16 protein-coding genes and 1 pseudogene are annotated in these 24007 nt (G+C 58.4%); 11 read left to right on the top strand and 6 right to left on the bottom strand.

Annotated elements, in window-relative coordinates; genetic code table 11:
- The first annotated feature begins 197 nt into the window (after window positions 1-197).
- The gene (locus tag QYQ93_RS18725) at window positions 198-6467 is read left to right on the top strand and encodes an amino acid adenylation domain-containing protein (RefSeq protein WP_338475235.1); all 6270 of its coding nucleotides are present in this window, start codon (window positions 198-200) and stop codon (window positions 6465-6467) included.
- Between the two features lie 463 nt (window positions 6468-6930).
- On the opposite strand, the pseudogene QYQ93_RS18720 reads toward QYQ93_RS18725, so the two are convergent.
- A pseudogene (locus QYQ93_RS18720) lies at window positions 6931-7149 on the bottom strand (DUF6124 family protein); the annotation flags it as partial.
- A gap of 335 nt (window positions 7150-7484) precedes the next feature.
- Here QYQ93_RS18720 and QYQ93_RS18715 point away from each other — a divergent pair.
- Genes QYQ93_RS18715 through QYQ93_RS18690 form a run of 6 tightly spaced genes read left to right on the top strand, consistent with a single transcriptional unit; the run spans window position 7485 to window position 12077 of the window.
- Window positions 7485-7703, top strand: a complete 219-nt coding sequence (locus QYQ93_RS18715) for a hypothetical protein (RefSeq protein WP_338475234.1) — start codon at window positions 7485-7487, stop codon at window positions 7701-7703.
- A gap of 59 nt (window positions 7704-7762) precedes the next feature.
- Window positions 7763-8620 carry an McbB family protein gene (locus QYQ93_RS18710; protein ID WP_338475233.1) on the top strand — a complete coding sequence of 286 codons (858 nt, stop codon included), beginning with the start codon at window positions 7763-7765 and terminating at the stop codon, window positions 8618-8620.
- Window positions 8617-9423, top strand: a complete 807-nt coding sequence (locus QYQ93_RS18705) for a SagB/ThcOx family dehydrogenase (RefSeq protein ID WP_338475232.1) — start codon at window positions 8617-8619, stop codon at window positions 9421-9423. Before QYQ93_RS18710 ends, QYQ93_RS18705 begins: the two co-directional genes overlap by 4 nt.
- Window positions 9410-10612 carry a YcaO-like family protein gene (locus tag QYQ93_RS18700; protein WP_338475231.1) on the top strand — a complete coding sequence of 401 codons (1203 nt, stop codon included), beginning with the start codon at window positions 9410-9412 and terminating at the stop codon, window positions 10610-10612. Before QYQ93_RS18705 ends, QYQ93_RS18700 begins: the two co-directional genes overlap by 14 nt.
- Window positions 10613-10620: 8 nt before the next feature.
- Window positions 10621-11364, top strand: a complete 744-nt coding sequence (locus QYQ93_RS18695) for an ABC transporter permease (RefSeq protein ID WP_217883734.1) — start codon at window positions 10621-10623, stop codon at window positions 11362-11364.
- Window positions 11364-12077, top strand: a complete 714-nt coding sequence (locus tag QYQ93_RS18690; protein ID WP_043051340.1) for an AAA family ATPase — start codon at window positions 11364-11366, stop codon at window positions 12075-12077. The genes QYQ93_RS18695 and QYQ93_RS18690 overlap by 1 nt, the downstream gene beginning before the upstream one ends.
- Before the next feature lie 138 nt (window positions 12078-12215).
- On the opposite strand, the gene QYQ93_RS18685 is transcribed toward QYQ93_RS18690, so the two are convergent.
- The 4 genes from QYQ93_RS18685 to QYQ93_RS18670 all read right to left on the bottom strand — a co-directional run bounded on the left by QYQ93_RS18685 (window position 12216) and on the right by QYQ93_RS18670 (window position 16919).
- Window positions 12216-12524: a DUF6124 family protein gene (locus tag QYQ93_RS18685; protein WP_043051339.1), complete on the bottom strand. Its 309-nt coding sequence runs from the start codon at window positions 12522-12524 to the stop codon at window positions 12216-12218.
- A 332-nt stretch (window positions 12525-12856) separates the two neighbouring features.
- On the bottom strand, window positions 12857-14374 hold the full coding sequence (locus tag QYQ93_RS18680) for an ArnT family glycosyltransferase (RefSeq protein ID WP_338475230.1): 1518 nt from the start codon (window positions 14372-14374) through the stop codon (window positions 12857-12859).
- Between the two features lie 26 nt (window positions 14375-14400).
- Window positions 14401-16056 carry a lipid IV(A) 4-amino-4-deoxy-L-arabinosyltransferase gene (gene arnT / locus QYQ93_RS18675; protein ID WP_338475229.1) on the bottom strand — a complete coding sequence of 552 codons (1656 nt, stop codon included), beginning with the start codon at window positions 16054-16056 and terminating at the stop codon, window positions 14401-14403.
- A gap of 182 nt (window positions 16057-16238) precedes the next feature.
- Window positions 16239-16919 carry a histidine phosphatase family protein gene (locus QYQ93_RS18670; protein WP_043051336.1) on the bottom strand — a complete coding sequence of 227 codons (681 nt, stop codon included), beginning with the start codon at window positions 16917-16919 and terminating at the stop codon, window positions 16239-16241.
- A 273-nt stretch (window positions 16920-17192) separates the two neighbouring features.
- On the opposite strand from QYQ93_RS18670, the gene QYQ93_RS18665 reads away from it, so the two are divergent.
- The 4 genes from QYQ93_RS18665 (at window position 17193) to QYQ93_RS18650 (ending at window position 22991) form a co-directional block, all read left to right on the top strand.
- Window positions 17193-17861 (top strand): ABC transporter ATP-binding protein, encoded by a 669-nt coding sequence (locus tag QYQ93_RS18665; RefSeq protein WP_043051335.1) that lies wholly within the window; start codon window positions 17193-17195, stop codon window positions 17859-17861.
- A gap of 1 nt (window position 17862) precedes the next feature.
- On the top strand, window positions 17863-20325 hold the full coding sequence (locus tag QYQ93_RS18660; RefSeq protein WP_338477274.1) for an ABC transporter permease: 2463 nt from the start codon (window positions 17863-17865) through the stop codon (window positions 20323-20325).
- Window positions 20315-21379 (top strand): lipocalin-like domain-containing protein, encoded by a 1065-nt coding sequence (locus tag QYQ93_RS18655; protein ID WP_338475228.1) that lies wholly within the window; start codon window positions 20315-20317, stop codon window positions 21377-21379. The genes QYQ93_RS18660 and QYQ93_RS18655 overlap by 11 nt, the downstream gene beginning before the upstream one ends.
- Window positions 21380-21545: 166 nt before the next feature.
- Window positions 21546-22991, top strand: a complete 1446-nt coding sequence (locus QYQ93_RS18650; RefSeq protein WP_338475227.1) for a hypothetical protein — start codon at window positions 21546-21548, stop codon at window positions 22989-22991.
- Between the two features lie 5 nt (window positions 22992-22996).
- Here the strand turns inward: QYQ93_RS18650 and QYQ93_RS18645 are convergent, their stop codons facing one another.
- A complete protein-coding gene (locus QYQ93_RS18645; RefSeq protein ID WP_043051329.1) occupies window positions 22997-23698 on the bottom strand; it encodes a sterol desaturase family protein in 702 nt (233 codons plus the stop codon).
- Between the last annotated feature and the right edge of the window lie 309 nt (window positions 23699-24007).

Here is a 24007-nt window from a genome sequence, read left to right as displayed (position 1 = left end):
CATCGGCTATATATAGCCAATCTCCTACAGGGCTTTAATCGTTTCAGCAGTGAACCCCTCGCCAGCCCCGTTCTATCCATTCGAATGTCCGGGTTTCGGGTGGCAGACAGCCTCCTGCCTGCATGCTCAAATTCGGCAACTTCCGCGTAATGGGCCACCTTGCGCCGCCAGTGCCTGACCCCCATGAGAAGGATCTTATGCAGCATTCCTCCCGCCTGCCGGCCAGCTTCCCGCTCACCGCCGCCCAACAGGACATCTGGCTCGATCAATTGCGCTTGGGCGATTCGCCGATGTACACCATCGGCGGCTATCTCGATTTTGCCGGCCCGGTGGTGCCCGAGCGCATCCGGCAGGCCGTTGCACAACTGGTGGCTCGGCACGATGCGTTGCGCACCCAGCTGCAAACCGACGCCGATGGCATGCCACGGCAAACCTTTGCCGCGCAATTGGCGGTGGACGTGCCACTGCATGACTTCTGCGCGCTGCCCGACCCACTCGCGGCGACCCATGCCTTGATGCAGGCGCAGATGGCCCGGACGTACGCCTTGAGTGGTGCGCCGTTGTTTGGTTTTTTCCTGGTCAAGCTTGACGATGATCACTACCGCCTCGGCACCCAAGCCCATCATCTGATCCTCGACGGCTGGGGCTTTGGCCAGATGCTGCAATCCCTTGCCGAGCTGTACACCGTCCTGGAACAGGGTGGTCAAGCGCAGCCGCTGGCCCCGTCCTATATCGAGTTCATCGACACCGACCAGCGCTACCTGCAATCGGCCCGCTACGCTCGCGACCGTGCTTATTGGCTGGACAAATACCAGGTGTTGCCCGAGCCGTTGCTTACACCGAAGAACGCCGCCAAGACGTCGAGCAACACCCTCGTGCAAGATTTCCCTGCGGCGCTGCTCGACCGCATGGAGCAGGTCGCCCATCGCCACGAGGCGTCGGCGTTCCATGTGTTGCTGGCGGCGTTGTATGTGTATTTCACCCGCACCAGCCAACGCGAGGAATGGGTGGTGGGGCTGCCCATCCTCAACCGCTCCAACGCGCGTTTTCGCGCCACCGTAGGCATGTTCACCCAGGTCAGCGCGGTACGTTTTCAGTTCAGCGAAGCGTTGTCTTTCTGTGACCTGGTACGCGGCATACGTGATCAGCTCAAGCAGGACTTCCGTCATCAGCGTTTCCCCTTGAGCGAGATGAACCGCGAGCTGGGCCTGCGCCGCACGGATCGCGGCCAGTTGTTCGATTTGTCTGTGTCGTTCGAGCAGGACGACCATGACCTGCGTTTCGGTCAGGTCCAGGCCCGCGCTATCAAGGTCTCCAACCAGCATGAGACGCTGCCGATCGCCATTCACCTGCGCAGCAACCGTTACCAGGACAGCGCCTGGCTGCACTGCGTCTATAACGAGGCGTACTTCCAGCACGACGAAGTCCAGGCGTTGGCGCGGCGCTTCATCTGGCTGCTGGAGCAAGGGCTGGAAGACAGCGCATTGAAGATCGGTGAGTTGTCCCTGCTGCCGCCTGAGGAGCAGGCCCGGTTGTTGCACTGGAACGCTACCGCGCAGCCCAACGCCGCGCCACAGACTTTGCACCAGCGGATTGAAGCGCAAACCGCACGCACGCCGGATGCCATTGCCGCGGTGTGCCAGGGCCGCCAGTTGACCTATAGCCAACTCAACCGCCAGGCCAATACCCTGGCCCATCAACTGTTGGCACACGGCGTACAGCCGGATGATCGCGTGGCGATCCTGGCCCGACGCGGTCTGGACACCTTGGCGGGGCTGTTGGCGATCCTCAAATCCGGCGCATGCTACGTGCCGCTGGATCCGGCCCATCCCGCCGAGCGCCTGGACTACCTGTTGCATGACAGCGCGCCTGTGGCGATCCTGACCCAACACGACCTGCGCCAGCGGCTGCCTGCGTCGCCGGTGCCGGTGATCGCGCTGGAGCCTGCCGCTGCACACATCGACAGCAACCCCCAGGTACCGGTCACGCCGTCGAACCTGGCCTATGTGATCTACACCTCTGGTTCCACCGGTTTGCCCAAGGGGGTGATGGTCGAGCACCACAGCGTATCGAACCTGGTGGACTGGCATTGCCGGGCCTTCGACCTGCACGCGGGCAGCCACACCGCCAGCGTCGCCGGCTTTGGCTTTGATGCGATGGCCTGGGAAGTCTGGCCGGCCCTGTGCGTGGGCGCGACGCTGCACCTGCCACCGGCCCACGACGGCGCAGAAGATATCGATGCGCTGCTCCACTGGTGGCGTGCGCAACCACTGGACCTGTGTTTCCTGCCCACGCCGGTTGCCGAATACGCCTTCAGCCAGCACCTTGTACATCCCACCTTGCGCACCTTATTGATCGGCGGAGACCGTCTGCGCACCTTTACCCAGGTGCAGACGTTCGCGGTGATCAACAACTACGGTCCTACCGAAGCCACCGTGGTGGCGACCTCAGGACCTGTCGAAGTGGGTCAGCCGCTGCATATCGGCGCGCCGGTCGCCAATGCCAGCGTCTACCTGCTGGACGCGCAACAGCGCCCGGTGCCGATTGGCGTAGTGGGGGAGTTGTATGTCGGCGGCAAAGGCGTAGCGCGGGGCTACCTGAACCGTGCCGAGTTGAGTGCCGAGCGTTTTCTGGAGGATCCTTTCAACGACGGTCGCATGTACCGCACCGGCGACCTGGCGCGCTGGTTGCCGGAAGGCAACCTAGAATACCTGGGGCGCAATGATGATCAGGTAAAAATCCGCGGCGTACGCATTGAACTCGGCGAAATCGAATCGGCCCTGGCCGCCCATCCGGCGATCAAGGAAGCCGTGGTGCAGTGCCGTGAGGGGCAATTGCTGGCCTGGTTTATCCCGCGTGAGCCGGTCGATATCCAGGTACTGCGCGCGCACCTGCAAAGCGCGTTGCCCGACTACATGGTGCCGGCGGCCTACGTATGCCTGGAGGTGATGCCGCTGACCGCCAACGGCAAGCTCGACCGCAAGGCCTTGCCGCCACCGAACCCGGCAGCCTTTGTCACCCGCCGCTTCGAAGCCCCGCAAGACGGGGTGGAAACCACCCTGGCGCAGATCTGGGCTGAATTGTTGCAAGTGCAGCAGGTGGGCCGCCAGGACCATTTCTTCGAGCTGGGCGGGCATTCGCTGCTGGCGGTGCAACTGGTGCAGCGCATGCGCCAGGCCGGCCTGCGCGCCGATGTGCAGGTGCTGTTCGGCCAGCCGACGTTGGCGGCGCTGGCGGCGGCGTGTGTTGGCAGTGACATCAAGGTGCCGGCCAATCGCATTCCGCCAGGCTGCACCCATATCACCCCGGACCTGCTCGCCCTGGCCGAGCTGGATCAACCCAGCGTCGACCGCATTGTCGCCGGCGTCCCCGGGGGCGCCGCCAATGTGCAGGAAATCTACCCGTTGGCGCCGTTGCAGGAAGGGTTGCTCTACCACCACCTCACCGACGAGCGCGACCCGTACCAGCAACAGGCGCTGTTCAGCTTTGCGCACCGCGAACAATTGGACGCCTTCGCCAACGCCCTGCAACAGGTGATCGACCGCCACGATATTTTGCGCACCAGCCTGGCCTGGGACACCCTTGAACAACCGATGCAGGTGGTGTGGCGTCAAGCGCGGCTGCAGGTCGAACCCCTGCGCGAACCGGCTGAACTCCTGGACCTGCGCCAGGCGCCGCTGATGGCCCTGGATTATGCCGAAGAACCCCATAACCAACGCTGGGTCGCCAGGCTGCGCTTTCATCACCTGGTCAACGATGCCACCTCGACCACTGTCTTGGTGGAGGAAATCCGTGCCCATCTGCTCGGCCAACAGGCGCAATTGCCCGCCCCCGTGCCGTATCGAAACGTGGTTGCGCAGACCCGTTGTGTCGCACGTCAGACTGCCCACGAGCAGTTCTTTCGTGAGCGCCTGGCAGAGGTATACGAACCGACCCTGGCGTTTGGCTTGCAGGAGCGCCAGGCCCACCGTGCCGAGATCGAAGAGGCTGAATGCTCGCTCAGCGATACGCTCAATCTGCGTTTACGCAGCCAGGCGCGGACCCTGGGTGTCAGTGCCGCGAGCCTGTTCCACCTGGCCTGGGCCCATGTGCTCAGCCGGGTCGCCGGCCGCGACGATGTGGTGTTCGGCACCGTCTTGCTTGGCCGCCTGCAAGCCGGCGAAGGCGCCGAGCGAGCCCTGGGGATGTTCATCAACACCTTGCCGCTGCGCCTGCGCCTGGCCGAACGAAACGTGCTGGATGCACTGCACGACACCCACGCCCAACTGAGTGCCTTGCTCGTCCATGAACAGGCGTCCCTGGCGTTGGCCCAGCGTTGCAGCGGCGTGTCACTGCTGTTCAACAGCCTGCTCAACTACCGCCACACCTCGGCCAACCCCGAGCTGAACCTGGTGCCGGGCATTGCCTTGCTCAGCAGTGAAGACATCCTCAGTTACCCGCTGATGCTCACGGTGGATGACGTGGCCAGCGGCTTCCGGCTCAAGGCCAAGACACCGCGTGCAGTGGGTGCCGAACGGCTGCTGGGCTATCTCGATACGGTACTCCATGGCTTGGTGGACGCGCTTGAGCGCGCCCCGAAAATGCCGCTGCGCGACGTGCAGGTGCTGCCTGCCAGCCAATTGCAAACCTTGCTGGTGGACTTCAACGCCACCGCCACCGATTACCCGCAAACCTTGACGGTGCAGGCGCTGTTCGAAGCCCACGCGCGGCGGACCCCCGATGCCATTGCGGTGCAAGCGGGCGAGCAGCGATTGACCTACCGCGAACTCAACGAGCGCGCCAACCAGTTGGCCTTCCATCTGCAAGAGCGTGGAGTACAGCCTGACTCGCGGGTAGCGTTGTGCGTGGAGCGCGGGTTGGAGTTGGTGGTAGGGCTGCTGGCGATTCTCAAGGCGGGCGGCGCCTATGTGCCCCTCGACCCGGGTTACCCGCGTGAGCGCCTGGTCTACATGCTCGCCGACAGCCAGCCGGTGGCACTGCTGGTACAGGCCACCACCCGCAAGTTGGTGGGCGAGGTCGCGATCCCGCTGATCGACTTCGACCACTGCACCTGGCATCAGGCACCCACGGTTGATCCCGTGGTGCCGGGCTTGAGCGTCGCCAACCTGGCCTACGTGATGTACACCTCAGGCTCCACCGGCACGCCCAAGGGCGTGATGATCGAACATCGCGGCCTGGGCAACCTGCTGCACTGGGGCTCCCGGCTGTGCCCGAATGCCGAAGGTGGTGCATTGTTGCAGCGCGCGCCGTTCAGCTTCGACGGTTCGGTGTGGGAGCTGTTCTGGCCGCTGAGCAACGGCATGCGCCTGGTACTGGCGCGGCCTGACGGGCACCGTGAACCGGCGTACCTGGCCCAGCTGATTCGCGAGCAACAGATCAGCGTGATCAAGTTCGTGCCGGCAATGCTGCAGCAATTTCTAGAACTGGATGAGTCGGCGCTGTGCACCAGCCTCACCGACGTCTTGTGCGGCGGCGGCGAACTCACCGAAGCCCTGGCCCGGGGCGTGCAGGCACGCTTGCCCAAGGTGCGCTTGCACAACGTATACGGCCCCACCGAAGCCACGGTAGACAGCAGCGCCTGGACCCTCGAGCCCGGCGCGCCCGTACCCGCCGGGCAACTGCCGATTGGTCGCGCCATCCACAACACCCGCCTGTACGTGCTGGACGCCCATGACATGCCCGTGCCGATGGGCATCAGCGGCCAATTGCATATCGGTGGCGTTGGGGTTGCCCGAGGCTACCTGGGCCTGGAACAACTGACCGCCGAGCGCTTTATCGACAGCCCCTTCGTGGCCGGTGACCGCCTGTATCGCACTGGCGACCTGGTGCGCTACCGGCCGGACGGCAACCTCGAGTTCCTCGGGCGCAACGACTTCCAGGTCAAACTGCGCGGCGTACGCCTGGAACTGGGCGAGATCGAGGCACGCCTGGCCGCACACCCGGCCTTGCGTGAAGTGGCGGTGCTGATTCGCGATGAGCGCCTGGTCGCCTACTACACCCTGCGTGGCCAGGCCTCTAGCCTGGAAGCCTTGCGCACCCATGTGCTGGAGCAACTGCCGGAATACATGGTGCCGGCCGCCTTCGTACAACTGGAAGCACTGCCTCTCAACCCTGCGGGCAAACTCGATCGCAAGGCCCTGCCCGAACCCGGGCTGGAAGCGGTGCTCAGCCGCGCCTATGAAGCGCCCGTGGGCGACGTGGAAACCCTGATGTCGGGGATCTGGGCCGAGGTGTTGAAACTCGAACGGGTAGGGCGCCATGATCACTTTTTCGAACTTGGCGGGCACTCGCTGCTGGCCGTAAACCTGGTAGCCCGTCTGCGCAAGGCCGGCCTGGAAGTGGATGCGCGCACCTTGTTCAGCCAACCCACCCTGGCCCAACTCGCCGCCAGGACGGTGGCGCAGGTACAACGCGTGGAAATCGCACAAACCGCCATCCCCCCACTCGACCGTCGGCGCCGGATCTGAGTGCACAGTGTGGGAGGGGGCTTGCCCCCGATGACGGAGTGTCAGCAGTGGATATATCAGCTGACCCACCGCCATCAGGAGCAAGCCCCCTTCCACATTTTAAGGTGCTGTCTTCAAGGGCTTCATACACTCGATGGAGCTATCCACGCTTCGACTGCCGAAGCGGATCAAGACATTGAAATGCGTCCAATGTGGGAGGGGGCTTGCCCCCGATGACGGAGTGTCAGCAGCGGATATATCAGCTGACCCACCGCCATCAGGAGCAAGCCCCCTTCCACATTTTAAGGTGTTGCCTTTAAGGGCTTCATACACTCGATAGAGCTATCCACGCTTCGACTGCCGAAGCGGATCAAGGCATTGAAATGCGTCCAATGTGGGAGGGGGCTTGCCCCCGATGACGGAGTGTCAGCAGTGGATATATCAGCTGACCCACCGCCATCGGGAGCAAGCCCCCTCCCACATTTTAAGGTGTTGCCTTTAAGGGCTTCATACACTCGATAGAGCGATCTACCGTAGTCCTGGCGATCTCCAGCAAATGCCACACCGCCAAAATCTTCGCCCGCCCTGGACTGTCCAGCAGTTCGCCACAATCCAGCGCGGTCGCCGAAGCACTGTCGAGCAGGCTGGCGGTGTACAGCAACGCATCTTCAAAACTCAGGTCGTTGTTGATGTTGTGGAGCCCTGACTGAACCGTTTGTCGGATTTTTTACCTTGTTTTTGACATGCCACGCTGTTTCCTACGCAGAGTTCGTCCTCGGATAATTTTCATATTCAATAATTGATACTTTCTAAAGTCTTAATTTCGCTGGGAATGGTTAATTCTTGAAAGTTTGATTCGGAATTTTCTACCTCGGACAATTACTTGTGTTCTGATTTTAATGAGAGAAATTTCCTAATTGAAAGTATTAATTTTCCTACTAGGAATGTTTGTTTTTCTTGCATGTTTTTTTTCGCCTACTAAATTGTGAATGTCACTTCGGTTAAGTGACTTCACAACAAATTGTAAGGGGTGTCAAAATGAAAGAGTCAGAGTTTGGAGAGGTCCTCTTCGGCTTCGATAGTGAATATGGATTTAATCCGTATGCCGGTAATGCAGGCGCTTCAGGAAGCCAGGGTGGTTGTGGTGGCAGCGGAGGTTGTGGAGGTGGCGGTGGTTGTAATGGAGGGAGTGGTGGCTCCGGTGGATGTGGTCACAACTCTATAGAAGATCAATCACCTGCCATCGAAAAAGTTTAACTTACCCACTTGACGGGGTTTCCTAGGCGCTGCCTGAAGCCCCTGCTGGGGATCATGCGATGAATATATCCATACCAAACTACCAGATTCTGAATTTCGAGACAGAAAGCCTAGTGATATCTGATGTAGGTATTTCAAAGGTACATTCACAACCACTTTTAAAGGCGTTGCGACAACTGCAGATGTCCCGGGCTATGACTAGAGATGAATTAGATGAAGTACTTTCTGGTAACGGTTTAAATGCGGACAGTGCATTTGCGTTTCTGGAGAAAATAATTCCTATCAGAACTGTAGGTGACCTTTATTTTGAAAAGACCATAGTTGTATATTCAAAGGAGGGGGTTGTTGGCGTTGAGGACCTATTTAGACAAGAGCTTTCCGGTGCGGTGGAGTTTAAAGAATTTTCAAGTGATGTAGTAAAGTCCGCTGCAGGGATTAGGTGTTTTATTGTTTTACTGTGTCATTCATATGATTATGAAGGTCTGAAAAAGCTACATTTCGACTTGGTCAAGTCGTCACCGCGCAGCGCTATTAGTGTTTGCTGGCCGATGGGGGATTTTTTTTGCATCGGGCAGCCTTATATCGCAGAGGTTGGGAATCCTTGTCATTTTTGTACCGTTGATCGACTTATTCATAATGAGTCAGTCAGGCTGGCGAAAAATAATTGGGCGTCTGCTTTGGCATTTTGTAAAAATAAGCATGTCAATATACCGTTTAAAAAACTAAGCCTGTATCAAGAGCTGATTGTTGTTGGTGCGATTATTAGAAATGTAAGGTTTTTTACTGAGGGCGGCGTGTTGCGTAAATACCATGACGATATTTTGTGTTCGTCGTATGTAAAGTTAAGCGATGGCGGAATATTTCAAGAACCAAATTCGCATTGGTATATGTGTGACTGCTTGGGGGGCGGGGTATGAAAAATATTCCGCATGATTATTACCTCAGATTTCTAGATCATTCGGTCTACGATGCGGTGCTCGAGTTTCACTGTAAGGGTAATTTTATTTTTCATGAAGCGTTTCAAGCTTGTACAGGCCTCCACTCACTGGATCAAAAACGTCTGAAACAGTTAACCGGCAATGAACTTGTCCTTTATCCTGATATGGATATAACGGTTGAGCTTGATTTTTCTGAGGAGGATAGGGCGAGTTGGTTGTATAGAAATGAATCATGTGAAAAATTCTCACCAGAACCCTTGGCCTTCAAAAGCCTGAATAAACTAGTAGCTCCTCTCGTCTCCAGGAGTATTGGGGGAAATAAGCGAGGATATCCGAGTGCGGGAGCGCTATACCCAGTTGAAATATTTGTTTGTTCCCTCACTGATTATAATACTGACTGGCCCACCCATGGCAATATTTTACATTTGCTGCCCAAATCTAGAAAGTTTGAAGTGTTGCAGAAGAAGGTGGATCTTGAGGATGTCAAAGCGGCTATTTTGAATTCGCCACAAGAAATTGGGCTTCCGAGTTTGGCGATTATCTATGCGGTCTATATTCCTAAAAACCTTTTCAAGTATAGATATCGCGGATATCGAATGGGACTTATGGAGGTTGGTTCTATTTATATGCTTATAGAGATTCAAGCAAAACAGCTGGGACTGGCATGTCGGCCCTGGTCCGCCTACACAGACTCTATGGTATGTAAGCTGTTGGGAGTTAATCCAGCCCTGTTCTTTCCTGTTTGTGTTCACTTGATAGGTAAACAGCATGAAACTGGTTAACGCAATGCAGAAGCCGGATCTTCCGGGAATATTATTGTTGCAACCTGCTGGGCTGCTTTCTCTGCCAAATTCCGTGGAGGTGTCAGACGCTCTTTCAGTTAATGGATCAGGTGTGGGTGGGGGTGCACGTTCTATCAAGGCTGCCCTAGGAGAGTATTTCGAAAGACGGCATTTTTACAGAGAACTTCTCTCAACAAAAAACGGGGTGCTTAATGAGTCATTGACGAAAATCGAAGTTGATAGTTTTGCACGCGCACTCACTCAGACTGCGTCGAAGTTTGTTTCAGTTGACGAAATTGAAAAGCATCAATTCTCATTGACTCGAGTCATGAGAGCTTCTGATTTTTCTGAATGCTTTATTCCCACAATAACAATTTCACTATCTGCGTATGGCCTTGAAAAGGATAACTTTCTATATCCTCTAAGGGATACATGTGGTTGCAGTTTTCACTGGGACCTGAATGTCGCATTTCTAGGAGCTATAAAAGAGTATCTTGAGCGACAATTTCTTATAAGGTTTTGGTTGACCAAACAATGTAGGTCACTAATTTCCCGCGTTGAAGTTGAAAGTCTGCTGGCGGGAAGAAATGTTAAATGTCTATATGATGCGCTTACTTTTTCAGGTGAGGTTTCCATTTTTGATATCTCTGACAACCGTTTCCCCGGAGTTTGTTTGCTAGTAGTTTATGGCCAAAAAAAGGCAAATCACCATGTGAAGTACTGTGCGGGTATGTCCTATTGTGGTGAGGTGGCTGAAGCCTTGGAAAAGTCAGTGCTTGAGTTGTGGCAAACCTATCGTTTCATGGATTTGTTTAAAGCGATCGAGTCTGATGAGGACAAGGTTGAGGATTCTTATCTTCGCTATTTCTTGAGTTGCAATGATTATATTACATATCAAGAAATAACTGATTATGTAGTTGTCGCAGATGAGCAAAATAGAGGAAATTTTTCAGCATTTTCGTTAGAGGTCTTTCTGTCTGTCCTGAAAAAACTCGGTATTATGGGTTATTTTTATTCCAAGTGTTCAAACGTCAATGGGGTTAGCTGTGTCTTTACAAAGTACATTTCACCTGATCTGTTCCTCCATATGGATAACTCGAAAAATATAAATCTAAAAAATAGATACTCCGAAAATTTTGAATCATCAATATTGTCGTCTCGTTTGGAGACCATGGTACCTTTCCCGTGAGGTGATCTATGTGTACCTATCCCTTATCTAAACCGTTTTTGCTGGCGATACTTTTTATCAAAGAACAGCTGAAAGAGCCGGTTGCCTTGCTCTGGATTGTGATATCCCCTGCAGTTACTTTTTACTTGTTAACTTACGCTAGGGTCACTGGTGATGAACTCTACCGAGACTACACCTCTGCGACTTCATGGTTCTACGCTTTTATCTCTTCAAGCGTGGCCCTATTTGGCTTGGCGTTTTATATCGTAGGGCGCAGGGAAAGTGGTTTTTTGCGTTCCTTTGTTTATACAAAACGCACCAAGATTACCTTTCTTACTGGGCAGTTTTTAGCCTACTCCTTCATGTCAGTTATTTATTGTTCGGTGTTTTACGTACTGACGCGGGGTTATTTTGGCTCCGTGGCTTTGGATGAATGGATGGTTATAGTTGGGCGTTTTTATATGTGCTTCTTGCTGTTTTCCACGCCAGCGCTCTTACTGACGTTGGTGCCTATCGGCTTTCAAAATAGCAACACCCTTTTTTCCATTTGTTCAGTCGCGATGTTGGCGCTAGGTATCGGTAGCCTGAGCGCCTCACATCCACTGTTTAACGTGATGGGTCTTTTTAATCCGATGGGGTGGGCTAATCGCATTATGTTGGTGGGTGTGACCGAATCTGCACCTGTGGTCGCGGTGGTTGTAGGGTTGATCATCGTCACAGGGTGGCTGGTGTTCCGATTTTTACTCATCAACCCCGTTTGGAGTCGGTACTGATGAAACGGCTGATCGTGGATGCACTGGATGTCAGGTATGCCCAGCACGTCTTATTCAACAACGCTGAGTTAGTCGTAGAATCGGGCTCGATTTCAGGATTGCTGGGGCCTAACGGTTCTGGGAAAACCACGTTTTTTGACGTGATCTGCGGTCTGAAAAAAAGGAGTGGCGGCGAAATACATCGTTCGTTTTCCAAGCTGCTTTACCTGTCGCAAATCATCGCAACGCCCCCTGTTTTTCGCATGTTCGATGTGTTCAACATGATGATGCTTTTTTGCTCCGACACACCGATTACCCAACGGCATGCCTTGGAGAAAATTGAAAAGTGGAGCCCTGGTATTGCTGAGCGGTACTGCGAAATCTGGAAGAAAAAATCTTCCCTTTGCAGTTATGGCGAAAAACGCTGTTTTTTTACCTTGTCTTTGCTGTCCGTCAACGCAGACCTGGTGATTCTAGATGAACCAACCGCGGGTGTTGACCCGGAGTTTCGTTATCACATCTGGCGGTGTTTGGAGGGGGCGGCGGCGGAAGGCGTTGCGGTACTCGTGTCGTCGCATAACGTCGATGAGATCGTCACTCACTGTGATGACTTTTATATGCTGAGCCAGCGGCGTTTTAATCGTTTTACCGATGCCGAGGGCTTTATGAGCAGGTATGGCGGCAGTACTTTGGATGAGGCATTTATTCACGCGGCCAGCCTGCCTGGAAATTGAAGCGTTGATACTGCGAGCATTGGAATACGCTCAGTTTGGGAGGGGGCTTGCCCGTTCAGTTAAGCGAACGAAATGCTCAAAGCAGCGAAGATCAAATGTGGGAGCGAGCAAGCCCGCTCCCACACTTTTCGACCGCGTTTAGGCTGTGGCCTTCAAGGGCTTCAGGCATTCGATAGAGCGATCTACTGTGGTCCTGGCAATCTCCAGCAAATGCCACACCGCCAAAATCTTCGCGCGCCCTGGGCTATCCAGCAATTCACCACAATCCAGCGCGGTCGCCGAAGCGCTGTCGAGCAGGCTGGCGGTGTACAGCAACGCATCTTCAAAACTCAGGTCGTCGTTGACGCTGTGGAAACCCTGGCTGGGCAGGTAGTGGTCGATGGCGCGATTGAACGCGGCGCGGGTTTTGGCAGGGTCGAAGGGTGGGTCGGGTAGGACTTTATTCATGGTGTAACTCCAACTGGTAGCTAAGGAGCCGAACCCTTCGCGACTAAACGTTGGGAGGCGGCTGTACGCAGGTTAGTCGACCGGCCAGTTGGATCCGGCGCACCCGAAGGTGCCCTGCGCACAGCCACCATGAGCAGGGTGACAGCTTGCGCACAACTGGAATCCGGGCGACTAAACCCGATCACTGATGAGCAGTGACGGATCGCAGACTAGCCACCGATTCCAACCGGCACAAGGCGGCGGGGATTGTCTCGGAAACGTCCTGCAATTTAAAGGGATACGACTTGCTGGCCCTTTACAAACCATGACGAAAGGCCAGTAGTGACACAGGCTCAGCGTGGTCCAGGCACAAACGCCACGCTCCCCCCCTCACGCTTCTGGAACCACCGCTCGCCATTATCCGGCTGCGTGGTGACCACCTGATGATCCACCCCCAGGAACGCCAGCGGCATCGGCTCCTGCTTGGAATACTGCGCGACAATAATCGTGCGCTGCGGGTCGAAGCGTTGGCCGCTGGTTTTGTCCAGCCAGGCCATGAATGCGGCGCTGTCACCCTGGCGGGGGAAGTCCTGGGTTTCGCTGACGTAGTAGTAGGGCTTGCCATGGTTTTGCAGGTACATCGGCAGCTTGTTGTCGACGTCCACCAGCACCATTTGCCACTGGTTCCACGGTGCGCTTTTCACCGCTTGGACCTGCAGGTCTGCGGCGAAGCGGGTCACGCCGCCGTTGCCGTTGGTCCAGGGGTAGATCACGCCCAGCACCAACACCATCAAGCCTGCGCCGAGTCCAATACCTTTCTGCCAGCGCGGCCAACTCGCCGGTCTTGTTTGCAGGCGTTCACTCAGCCACCAGGCAGCGAGCAATTGGGCAAAGGGCACCAGCGGCAGTACGTAGTAGCTGCGACGGCTGCCGCTGGCGGTGAAGAACACAAACAACAGGCCCAGGCCCCACACCAGCCAGCGCACGTTGGGCGGGGTGTGGCGCCAGTGCCGCACGGCCAGCCACAGGCCGAGCAGCCAGCAGGGCGCCCAGGGCAGGGTGTAGACCGGCAGGTAGATCAGGTAGGTGTAGATCGGCCCCATATGATCGAAGGGGTCGAAGAAGCGCACCACGTTTTCCCGCAGTACCAGTTCCAGGCCGCTCTGGCCGTAAGTGGGCGCGCTGTAGTAGTGGGACAATACGAAAGGAATCGCGTAGAACGCTGCGGCAATGAATACGGCCAGCAGCAGGCGCAGATTGAGGTGACGTTTGTAGCGCTGCTCGTTGAGCAGGTGCGGCAACAGCAGCAGCCCCGGCAGCACGAAACCGATCAAGCCCTTGAACAGTGAGGTGGCTGCCAACAGCAGGAAAAATACCGTGTAGCGCCCCAGTCGTGTGTCGTCCGGCCCACGCCAATACCACCACACCGCCGCCAGCACGCCGCACACAGTCAGCACATCAGCGGTGGCTACTCGCCCCCAGAACAGGAAGTAGAAGGTGGTAGCGAGCATCCAGCCGGCAATCAACCCGGTGCCCTTGCGGAACAGGCGTTCGCCAATCAGGTAGATCAGCCAGATACTCAGCCATGCGGCAATCACCGATGACAGGCGCAGCGACCACGGCCCCAGGCCGCCCATCAGGTGGGCGAAGCCTGTAATCAGCCAGTAGGAAGGCAGGGGTTTGTCGTAGTAGGGCGTGCCTTTGAGATAGGGATCGAAGTAATCACCGCTTTGCAGCATCTGCAAGGCGATGTTCGCCCAGCGGGTTTCCGGCCCCCACAGGTCGCGGCTGCCCAGGCCCAATAGCAACAGCAAGGCCGAGGTGCCCAGCAATACAGCCAAGGCGTCGCGTTCGGTTCTCCAGAAGCTCATGGGTGTTCCCTGTGGCAGGCACTGCATTAAGGTTGTCGTGGGTAAATCGTCAGTACCAGGTTGCCTTTGCGATAACGCTTGCCGCCGGGAGGCAGTTGCCCTTCTTCGCGATGTTCGCTGGTGCTCCTGACTCGCATCAGCACGCCGACCGAGCCCTGCTGGCGAGCCTCGGCCAACCAGGCCTGGACGTTATCCAGCGTGATCTTGCGGTGTGCCGAGTCTTGATAATGCAGGCCGTAGCGCAACTCGCCCACGGTGCTGTAGAAGGCCACTTGCGGCCGTCGCAAGCGCCATGACAAGGCCGACGCGGCCCCCAGTTCGTTGCTCAGCAAAGCCTGGGTTTGCTGCAGTTCCTCCAGGTGCTCAAGCACGAACTGGTCGGGCATTTCGTTATCCGCGATCAGCGCCGGCATGCCCGCCGGCAACAATGCCACCAGCAAGCCGATACCCAGGGCCGGCATCGCCCATAACGTCATTGGCCGTACTGCTTGCAGCAGGTTGGCGAGGATCCAGCCCAGCAGCACGATAAACACCAGGGACAGGCTGAACATCTCGGCATGGCTGTTGCCGTACAGCGGGTCGGTGATTTGCAGGTAAATCAGCACCACCATGGCGACCATGCCAAGGGTGAAATTGACCGCGCCGTTGATCACGATCGTGCGCGCCTTGCCTTGCTTGATCAGGTCGATCAACCCGTGACCCATCAGCAATGCCAGGGGCAACAGGCACGGCATGATGTAGGTGGGCAGCTTGCCTTTGCTCAGGCTGAAAAAGCCCAGGGGCAGCAGCAGCCACAGGGCGAGAAAGGCAATCGTCGGCTGGCGCTTTTCCTGCCAGGTCTTGCGCAATGTGGTGGGTAACAAGGCGGCCCACGGCAGGCACGCCACCACCATGATCGGCAGGAAGAACCACATCGGCCGCGCATGTTGTGCGTTGTCGGCAGCAAAGCGGCGGATGTGTTCATGCCAGAAGAAAAAATGCCAGTAATCCGGTTCCCGCAGGTGGATCGCCAGGGCCCACGGCAGGCACACCAGCACGGCGACCAGTACTGCCAGCGGCCCGTAACGCATCAGCTCGCCCACGCGGCGCTGCCAGAGCAGGTAAGGCACAGCGATCAGCACCGGCAGCAGCCAGGCCAGGAAACCCTTGGTCATAAACCCCATGGCGCAGGCCAACCCCAACACTGCCCAGGCCCCCAGGCGTTCGCGGGGTGTGCGGCTGTCCAGGGCAAACCACAGCGCTACCAGGCTCAGGTTCACCCATAAGGTAAATTGCGGGTCGAGGTTGGAATACCCCGCTTGCCCGGCCACCAGGCCAAAGCTCATGTACAGCAGGGCGCAGGCGAAGCTCTTGCGCGGATCGTTCCACAAGCGCCGGGCGAGCAGGTAGGCCAGCAGCACACTCACGCCAGTGCTCAGCACCGAGGCGATGCGCACGCCGAACAGGTTTTCACCGAACACGGCCTGGCCGAGGGCTATCAGCCAATAGCCGGCGGCAGGTTTCTCGAAGTAACGCACCCCCATGAAGTGCGGTGCCACCCAGTTGCCGCTCATCAGCATCTCCTGGCTGACCTGGGCATAGCGGGTTTCATCCGGAGTCCACAAACCATGCAAGCCCAAGGGCAGCAGGAAGAAGACGGCAAAGCCGAGTAATAACCAAGGCAGGGGATTCAAGCGGGTCATGAGTACGTCGCTCCATGACGTTCAATAAGACACAATGAGGCAATTAAATATGCAGGGCGAAGAGTCACGATGTTCACTGAACCATTGAGGGGATACTTAACTAACAGGTGCAAGCGAACATGCCATAACTGGGCTGTCGTTTTGCTGAACGTAATAACCGTGATATATGTAAAAAAGTGTGTTTAAAGTTGTTTTAGTGCGACCGTCCATTGCCGCATGTTCATAGTGCCCAATGCCTCGAATTCGCCGTTGGGCAATACCTTGACGAACAGCGCGCTGCCGTATTCGGCGGCGGCAGCGTGGGGGAAGCCAAGCGACTTTTGGAAGTCGCTCATGCAGGCACTGTGGGTGATCAGCATCAGGTTGCGACCGCTGCGTTTGTGGCCGAGGATTTCCTCGCCCATGGCGTCACCACAGATGGCAAGGGGCCCCGGCGACAGCTCGGTCTTGCCGAACATGAACAGTGAGGTCTGGGCGGTGCGCGTGGTGGGGCTGCTGAGCACGTCGGTGAGTTCCATGCCCAATGAATCAAAGGCTTTGCCCAGTTGCGCGGCGCGTTGGCTGCCCTGGACTGTGAGGCCCCCAGCGGGGCCGAAGCAGGGGTTGGTGGAGCGGTCGCACCGCTCTTCATGGCGCACCAGCACGACCACGTCACCATTGCGCCAACTGGCGAGCACCCCCGAGGTTACCAGTCGGTTGCCGACGCCCAGGTCCAGCGGCGAGACCGGCCATAACAGGAAGCCCGTCAGAAGAACGGCGGTAACAGTGATACCCAGCAAATGCAGGCGGTATTTTTTCAGGCGCTTTAACCGTGCCCCTTTGAGTTTAGGGTTGGCCAGGGTCATATCTGCCACGCTGTTCACCTTTGGCTCTATTGTTGTGTTTATAAACACGCACAGTGAATGGGCAGTTGCCCGTTGTGGAACAGGAGCCTGTCATAGCGCTGCTGTCTTTTTGCTGAACACCTGCCTATTAACAACACTCTGTGCACTAACTAATAAGTTGCGGCTTATCGCCGTTTGACGCGCAATCTAAAGTGTCGAGGATGGGCAGGCAGTGAAATCCATGTGAAAAATTTGCATGGGCTGCACAATCAGCCGTTATTCTCGTTGGCAGTCCTTCCTACGAGCGTTTTTATGTTGCAGGTGCAAGGTGTTGTAAAAAACTACGCCACCCCCCAAGGCCCGTTGGCCGTCCTGGCGGGTGTCGACCTCTACCTGGGGGAGCGCAGCAGCCTGGCGCTGATGGGCGAGTCGGGCAGCGGCAAAAGTACGCTGTTGCACCTGGTGGCCGGGCTGGACCGTGTGGATGGCGGCAGCATTCAAATCGGCGCGCAGCGCCTCGACCAACTGACGGAGGCGCAATTGGCCCATTGGCGGCGCACTGAAATCGGCCTGGTGTTCCAGCAGTTCAACCTGATCGGCAGCTTGCGCGTGGAGGACAACCTGGCGTTCCAGGCGCGGTTGGCCGGGCGTTTCGATGCACAGTGGCAGGCGCAGTTGGTGGAGCGCCTGGGCCTGGGCGATTTGCTCAAGCGTTACCCTGAGCAACTGTCCGGAGGTCAGCAACAGCGAGTAGCGGTGGGGCGAGCCCTGGCATCGCGCCCAGGCTTGCTGTTGGCCGATGAGCCCACCGGCAACCTCGACGAAACCACCAGCGATGAGGTGCTGCAACTGCTGTTGGACCTGCTGCGCGACAGCCCCACCAGCCTGTTGATGGTCACCCACAGCCCACGCCTGGCCGCACGCCTGGACCGCCAGGTGGTGCTGCATCATGGCCGTGTCGTGCCGATGGATGCGCGCTGAGATGGCGCTGTTCTACTGGACGTTGCGTGCGTTGGTAAGCCATTGGCGACGTCACCCAGTGCAGTTTTTCAGTGTGCTCACCGGTCTGTGGCTGGCCACGGCGTTATTGACCGGTGTGCAGGCCCTCAACAGCCAGGCACGGGACAGCTATGCCCGCGCCAGCCAGTTGATCGGTGGTGAGCCCCAAGCCAGCCTGAATGCGCCGGACGCCGCCAGTTTCCCGCAAGCGCTGTTTGCCCAACTGCGCCGCGCCGGGTGGCCGGTGTCCCCGGTGGTGCAGGGACGGTTGGTACTCAAGGGGCACGAGCAACAGCGCCTGCAACTGATGGGCATCGACCCGGTGTCGTTGCCCGGCAGTGGCAGTGTGGCGGGGCAACGCTTGAGCCAGGCGCAGATGCTGGCGTTTTTCACCCCGCCAGGGCGTACCTGGGTGGCTGCGCAAACCTTGCAGGCGCTTGGGTTGCACGAGGGCGATCAGCCGCAGACAGTCAACGGGCACACCCTGCCGCCATTGCAGGTACAGGCGGACATGGCGCCGGGTTTGCTGCTGACCGATATTGCGTTTGCCCAACCCTTGCTCCACATGCAGGGGCAACTGTCACGCTTGCTGCTGGACAACACCTTCGCCGCCCGCCGCCCCACGCCCCCCGTCGCGCTGCAACTCAAGCAGGGTGAGGACAACAACCTCGCGCGCCTCACCGAGAGCTTTCACCTGAACCTTGATGCGTTGGGCTTTCTATCCTTTGTGGTGGGGTTGTTTATCGTGCACGCGGCCATCGGCCTGGCCCTGGAACAACGCCGTGGCCTGCTGCGCACCTTGCGTGCCTGTGGCGTCAGCGCGCGGATGCTGATCCTGAGCCTGGGCGTGGAACTGGGGGTTTTATCGTTGTTGGGCGGCTTGCTCGGCATCGCCAGCGGATATGTATTGGCCAGCCTGTTGCTGCCGGATGTGGCCGCCAGTTTGCGTGGCCTGTATGGCGCTGAAGTCCCGGGCCAACTGAGCTTGAGCCCCTGGTGGTGGCTCGCCGGCCTGGGCTTGAGCCTGCTTGGCGCACTGCTCGCCGGGGCCAGCAGCCTGTGGCGTGCCGCGCGCTTGCCCTTACTGGCGTTGGCCAACGCCCAAGCCTGGCATGAGGCCCATGGGCGCTGGTTGCGGCGCCAGGGCTGGGTGGCGTGCGCGGCACTGCTGATCGCGCTGCTGGCGCTCTGGCTGGGCGATAGCCTGGCCGCCGGTTTTGTGCTGATGGCGGCGTTGCTGCTGGGCGCCGCGCTGGGCTTGCCGGTGCTGCTCAACGGGCTGTTGAAAGCCGTGCTGGGTCGCAGTCGCTCGGTGCTCGGCCAGTGGTTCCTCGCCGATTGCCGCCAGCAACTGCCGGCCCTGAGCCTGGCGTTGATGGCGCTGCTGTTGGCCCTGGCGGCGAATATCGGCGCCGGCTCCATGACCTCGGGTTTCCGCCAGACCTTCAACCATTGGTTGGAGCAGCGCCTGACCGCCGAGCTGTACCTCAACCCGCAGAACCCGGCCCAGGCCGAGCAACTGAATGCCTGGCTGGCACGCCAGCCGCTGGTGCAGGCAGTGTTGCCTACCTGGCAGGCCGCGGTGCAACTGCAAGGCTGGCCGGCAGACGTGTTCGGCGTGGTCGACGACCCCACCTATCGCCAGCACTGGCCGTTGCTTGAGGCTGCAAACGCACCCTGGGACCGCTTGCTGCAAGACGACAGCGTGATGCTCAGCGAGCAACTGGCGCGACGCTTGAACGTTCAGTTGGGCGATACCCTCTCGATCCCTACGCCACAGGGAAGCTGGGCGCCGCAGATCGTCGGGATCTACGCCGACTATGGCAATCCCAAGGGCCATCTGCTGGTCAATGCCCGGCACTTGCTGGCGCACTGGCCGACACTGTTACCGGCGCGTTTCAACCTGCGGGTGGCGCCCCAGAACGTGCCGGCACTGGTGGGTGAAGTGCAGCGTGCATTTGCCCTCGAAGACAGCCGCATTGTCGATCAACAGCAACTCAAGGGCTGGTCCAGCCAGGTCTTCGAACGCACCTTCGCCGCCACCGCCGCGTTGAACAGCCTTACGCTGGGCGTGGCTGGCGTGGCGTTGTTCATCAGCCTGCTGACCCAGAGCCAGAGCCGCCTCGGCCAACTCGCGCCGCTATGGGCATTGGGTGTGACACGACGCCAGCTGATGCTGCTCAACCTGGGCCAGACCTGGCTGCTGGCGTTGCTCACGCTGATCCTGGCGCTGCCGTTGGGGCTGCTGCTGGCGTGGTGCCTGGATGCGGTGATCAATGTCCAGGCCTTCGGTTGGCGCCTGCCGTTGCAGGTGTTCCCGTGGCAGCTTGCGCAATTGCTGGGGCTGGCGATGGTTGCCACGTTGCTGGCGTCTGCCTGGCCCCTGTGGCAGTTGTACCGCAGCCGCCCGGCGGATTTGTTGAGGACCTTTGCCCATGAAGATTAAGGCCTTGTGCTGCGCCGCCTTGTTCCTGCTGAGCGCATGCGACAAGACGCCCGCGCCTGAGACCAGCTTCGCCGGCCTGGGCAGTGAGGCGGCGGACTTTACTCAGGTAGTGCCCGGCAAAGTCTTCAGCTTTCCCGAGGACCATGGCCCGCACCCAGGCTTTCGTATCGAATGGTGGTACGTCACCGCCAACCTCAAGGATGCCCAGGGCAATGTCTTCGGTGTGCAATGGACGCTGTTTCGCAATGCGCTGAAGGCCGGTCCCACGCAACCGGGCTGGCACGATTCAACGGTGTGGCTCGGTCACGCCGCCGTCACTTCGGCCACCCGCCACTACGCCGCAGAACGCCTGGCCCGCGGCGGCGTCGGCCAGGCCGGAGCCCAGGCGGTGCCGTTCAACGCCTGGATCGACGACTGGAACTTCGCCACCCACCCCGGCGCCGCCAGCCCCCTGGCCGACATGCAACTCAAGGCCAGCGGTGCCCAATTCGCCTACGACCTGCGCCTGACCTCCAGCCGCCCGCTGGTGTTGCAAGGCGACAAGGGCTACAGCCGCAAATCCGACCAGGGCCAGGCGTCGTACTACTACAGCCAGCCGTTTTTCACTGCCAGCGGCAGCGTCAGCCTCGACGGCCAGACTTACCAGGTCAGCGGCCCGGCCTGGCTCGACCGCGAATGGAGCAGCCAACCCCTGTCTGCCAGCCAGACCGGCTGGGACTGGTTTTCCCTGCACCTGGACCGTGGCGAGCAACTGATGCTGTTTCGCGTACGGCAAAAAGACGGTGGCGGTTACCTCACCGGGACCTGGATCGACGCCCAAGGCCACACCGAGACCCTGCACAACGCCGATATCCAACTGACACCGCTCGCCACCACGGGCATCGACGGGCGCAGCATTCCTACGCGCTGGTCGCTGAAAATTCCTGGCAAACAGCTGGATATCACTACCCAGGCGGTCAATCCAAAGGCGTGGATGAATTTGAGCATCCCGTACTGGGAAGGGCCGGTGCGGTTTGAGGGGGGGGTGGGGTATCTGGAGATGACGGGGTATTAGGACGCTGCAGTCTCGCCGACTCTTCCTACGACCCGAGCGAAGCAGTCCCATAAAATATTGAAAAAATACTGTACATCCATACAGCATTGTCCTACAGTCCATCCCAGGTGACCGGATGTCACCGGTTACCTGAGCTTCAATTTTTTAACTATGGATGGATAAAAAAATGAAATCGAAAAAAGCCTTTATGCTGGGCGCGGCCATGGCGGCCTCCTGCTTCGTTTCGGCCTTCGCCCTGGCCGAGCAACCTGTTCTGAAACTCAGCGCACAGACGGTCAAGCAGGCCGTGGACAAAGCGTTGAAACCTGGCGGCACGCTGGAGACGGCCACCGTTTCGGACGCGCTCAAGCAAAAGCTCAACGCGGCCAAGAGCGGCCAGTCCAAAGTCGTCAAGAGCAAAGCAGTCGCCAGCAACGTGGCGATTGACACCAAGGTTGAGGCGTTGCAAAAACCTGATCCGGCGCAAGCGAAGCAGTCTGCAATTGCTGCATTCACGCCGCTGTTTCCGACCCTGGATATCAATACCCTTTACACCGTTACCGGGGTGGAGACCGGCGCGCAAATCGCTTATCACTTCAACCTGCCGAAAAACTCGCGAATCCAGGTGCAACTGCTGAACCAGAGCGCCGGTACGGACATGTCGTTGACCCTGTTCCACGACGACGGCCAGGGTAACCTGACGCCACTGGGCACCTCGGATAACCCTGGCAGTGCCGATGAATACCTCAACGGCGTGTTGCCGGCCGGTGACTACTACTGGTTCATGGTGGCCAATACCGCGAGTAACGCGCAGTTCAGTTTCGGCGTGGCGGTGGACAGCAACATTGATGCCTACGAGCCCAATGACACTGAGCAAACCGCGTTCGCGCTGCCGGATGCCTTGAACCAGGTGACTGGTAACCTCGACAGCGTCAATGACGTGGATTACTTCTCCTTCGTCTCGTTGCGTGGCCAAGGTGTGGGCATGTTCCTGGGCGATGACGGTGCGGGCACGCGTAACCAGTGGATCTTCGAACGGTTCGATGGCACCAAGTGGGTGGAAGTCCCGCAGGGCTCCACCTCCACCTATCCCAACCTGACGCCGGGCTACACGGTCAAGGTGCGTGTACGGGCCAATCCAGCGGTGGCACTGAACCCTCAGGCTCAATACAAGCTGACCCTCGGTTCGGCGCCACGCCTGAACCAGCACAATGTGAACGGCGATAACGTGGTACGCATCCCCAGCTCGATCTTCCAACTGGCCACCCAGGCGGCCCGCAATCTGAGCTGGAGCACCCAGTGGTCAGACAGCACTGGCGAGCCCCTGCGCGGCGTCACCCCTGTACTGCGTGTCGACAAGCATTTTGGCGCCACTTACAACTGGGTCGACTATGAGGCCAAGACCGGCATCACCGGTGCAGCCTCGGGGAATGTCGCGCTGGGCACCTGCTCTGGCGACTACAAAGTGCGGTACCCGGACAGCGCCTCGGGCCAGACCTACAACTGGGAAACCTGGTTCAACGAGGGCGGCTGGCGCATCGAGCTCAGGGAGTTCCCTGGTGTGGGCGTGGGTGGCAATAACGTCCAATACGTCAGCCTCGGCCACATCTGCAGCCAGACCATCGTGCACTGATTGATCTATGTGTGTGAAGCGGGGGGCAGTCCAGTTGGACTGCCCCTTTTTTTTACCGTGGGTTCCCAATGCAAAGTGCCAAACAGATAGTCCATCAACGGCAGCACGATATTGAAATTACGCCCCTGCATCAGCTCGCGACGGTGGTGCAGGGCGTGCAGGTGGTGCATCTGGCGAATCCACGGCAGACGCGCCACCGGGTGTTCAGCGGGCAAGTGTTCGCAGGCGTGGAACACTTCGTAGAGCAGGTAGCCGAGGATCATGCACCCGGCAAACAACCCGGCGACGTTGGGGCTCAACTGTTTGAGCAGCCACCAGGCGGGGAGGGTGATGGCCAGGCTGTGCAGCACGATCAGCCAGGCGGGGAACAGGATGACGCGCCAGTCCCGGGGGCTGTCGTAGGTCATGTGCCCAGGGGTGAAGAAGCTGTGGTGGTCGCCGGTGTGGCGTGCGTAGAACAGCCGAGCGAACCCATGTTTGTGATGGCCGAGGTGGCGGTGTACGAGGTAGATGCACAGGTTGAAGAACACCAGGGTCAAGGGCACGGTCAGCCACTCTAGCGCGGTGATGTCGGCGGTGGCGGACCAGGCCAGGGTCATGCAGATGATGCCGTAGCCGAGGACGAACGTGGCGTGCAGCCAGGGGTTGTAATGGCGATGCACGTTGGCGCGGTAGTGGGCGCGGAAGGTTTCGGTGGGATGGACCATGGTGGGCTGCTCGGTCTTTTTGTCAGGGACTGAGCTTAGTGGATGGGGCGCAATGTGCGAATTTTTTGGAGCCCCGCTCCTAATGTGGGAGGGGGCTTGCTCCCGATGGCGGCCTGACAGCCGACCAGGATGTTGGATCAGGCCGGGTACATATCCATTGCTGCGGTAACGGCCACTTAGGGTTCCGCTTTTACAGCGGGTCACTTTTGGAAAAGAGCCCCAAAAGTAACCAAAAGGGCTCTTGCCCCACCACTCGGCACCTCGCCCAGGCTCGGTGTGCCCGTAATCCGACAGGGATTTGGGGGGCCG

The organism is Pseudomonas khavaziana, assembly GCF_036704165.1.
GTDB classification, from domain to species: domain Bacteria; phylum Pseudomonadota; class Gammaproteobacteria; order Pseudomonadales; family Pseudomonadaceae; genus Aquipseudomonas; species Aquipseudomonas khavaziana.
This window is presented reverse-complemented; position numbering and strand designations above follow the sequence as displayed.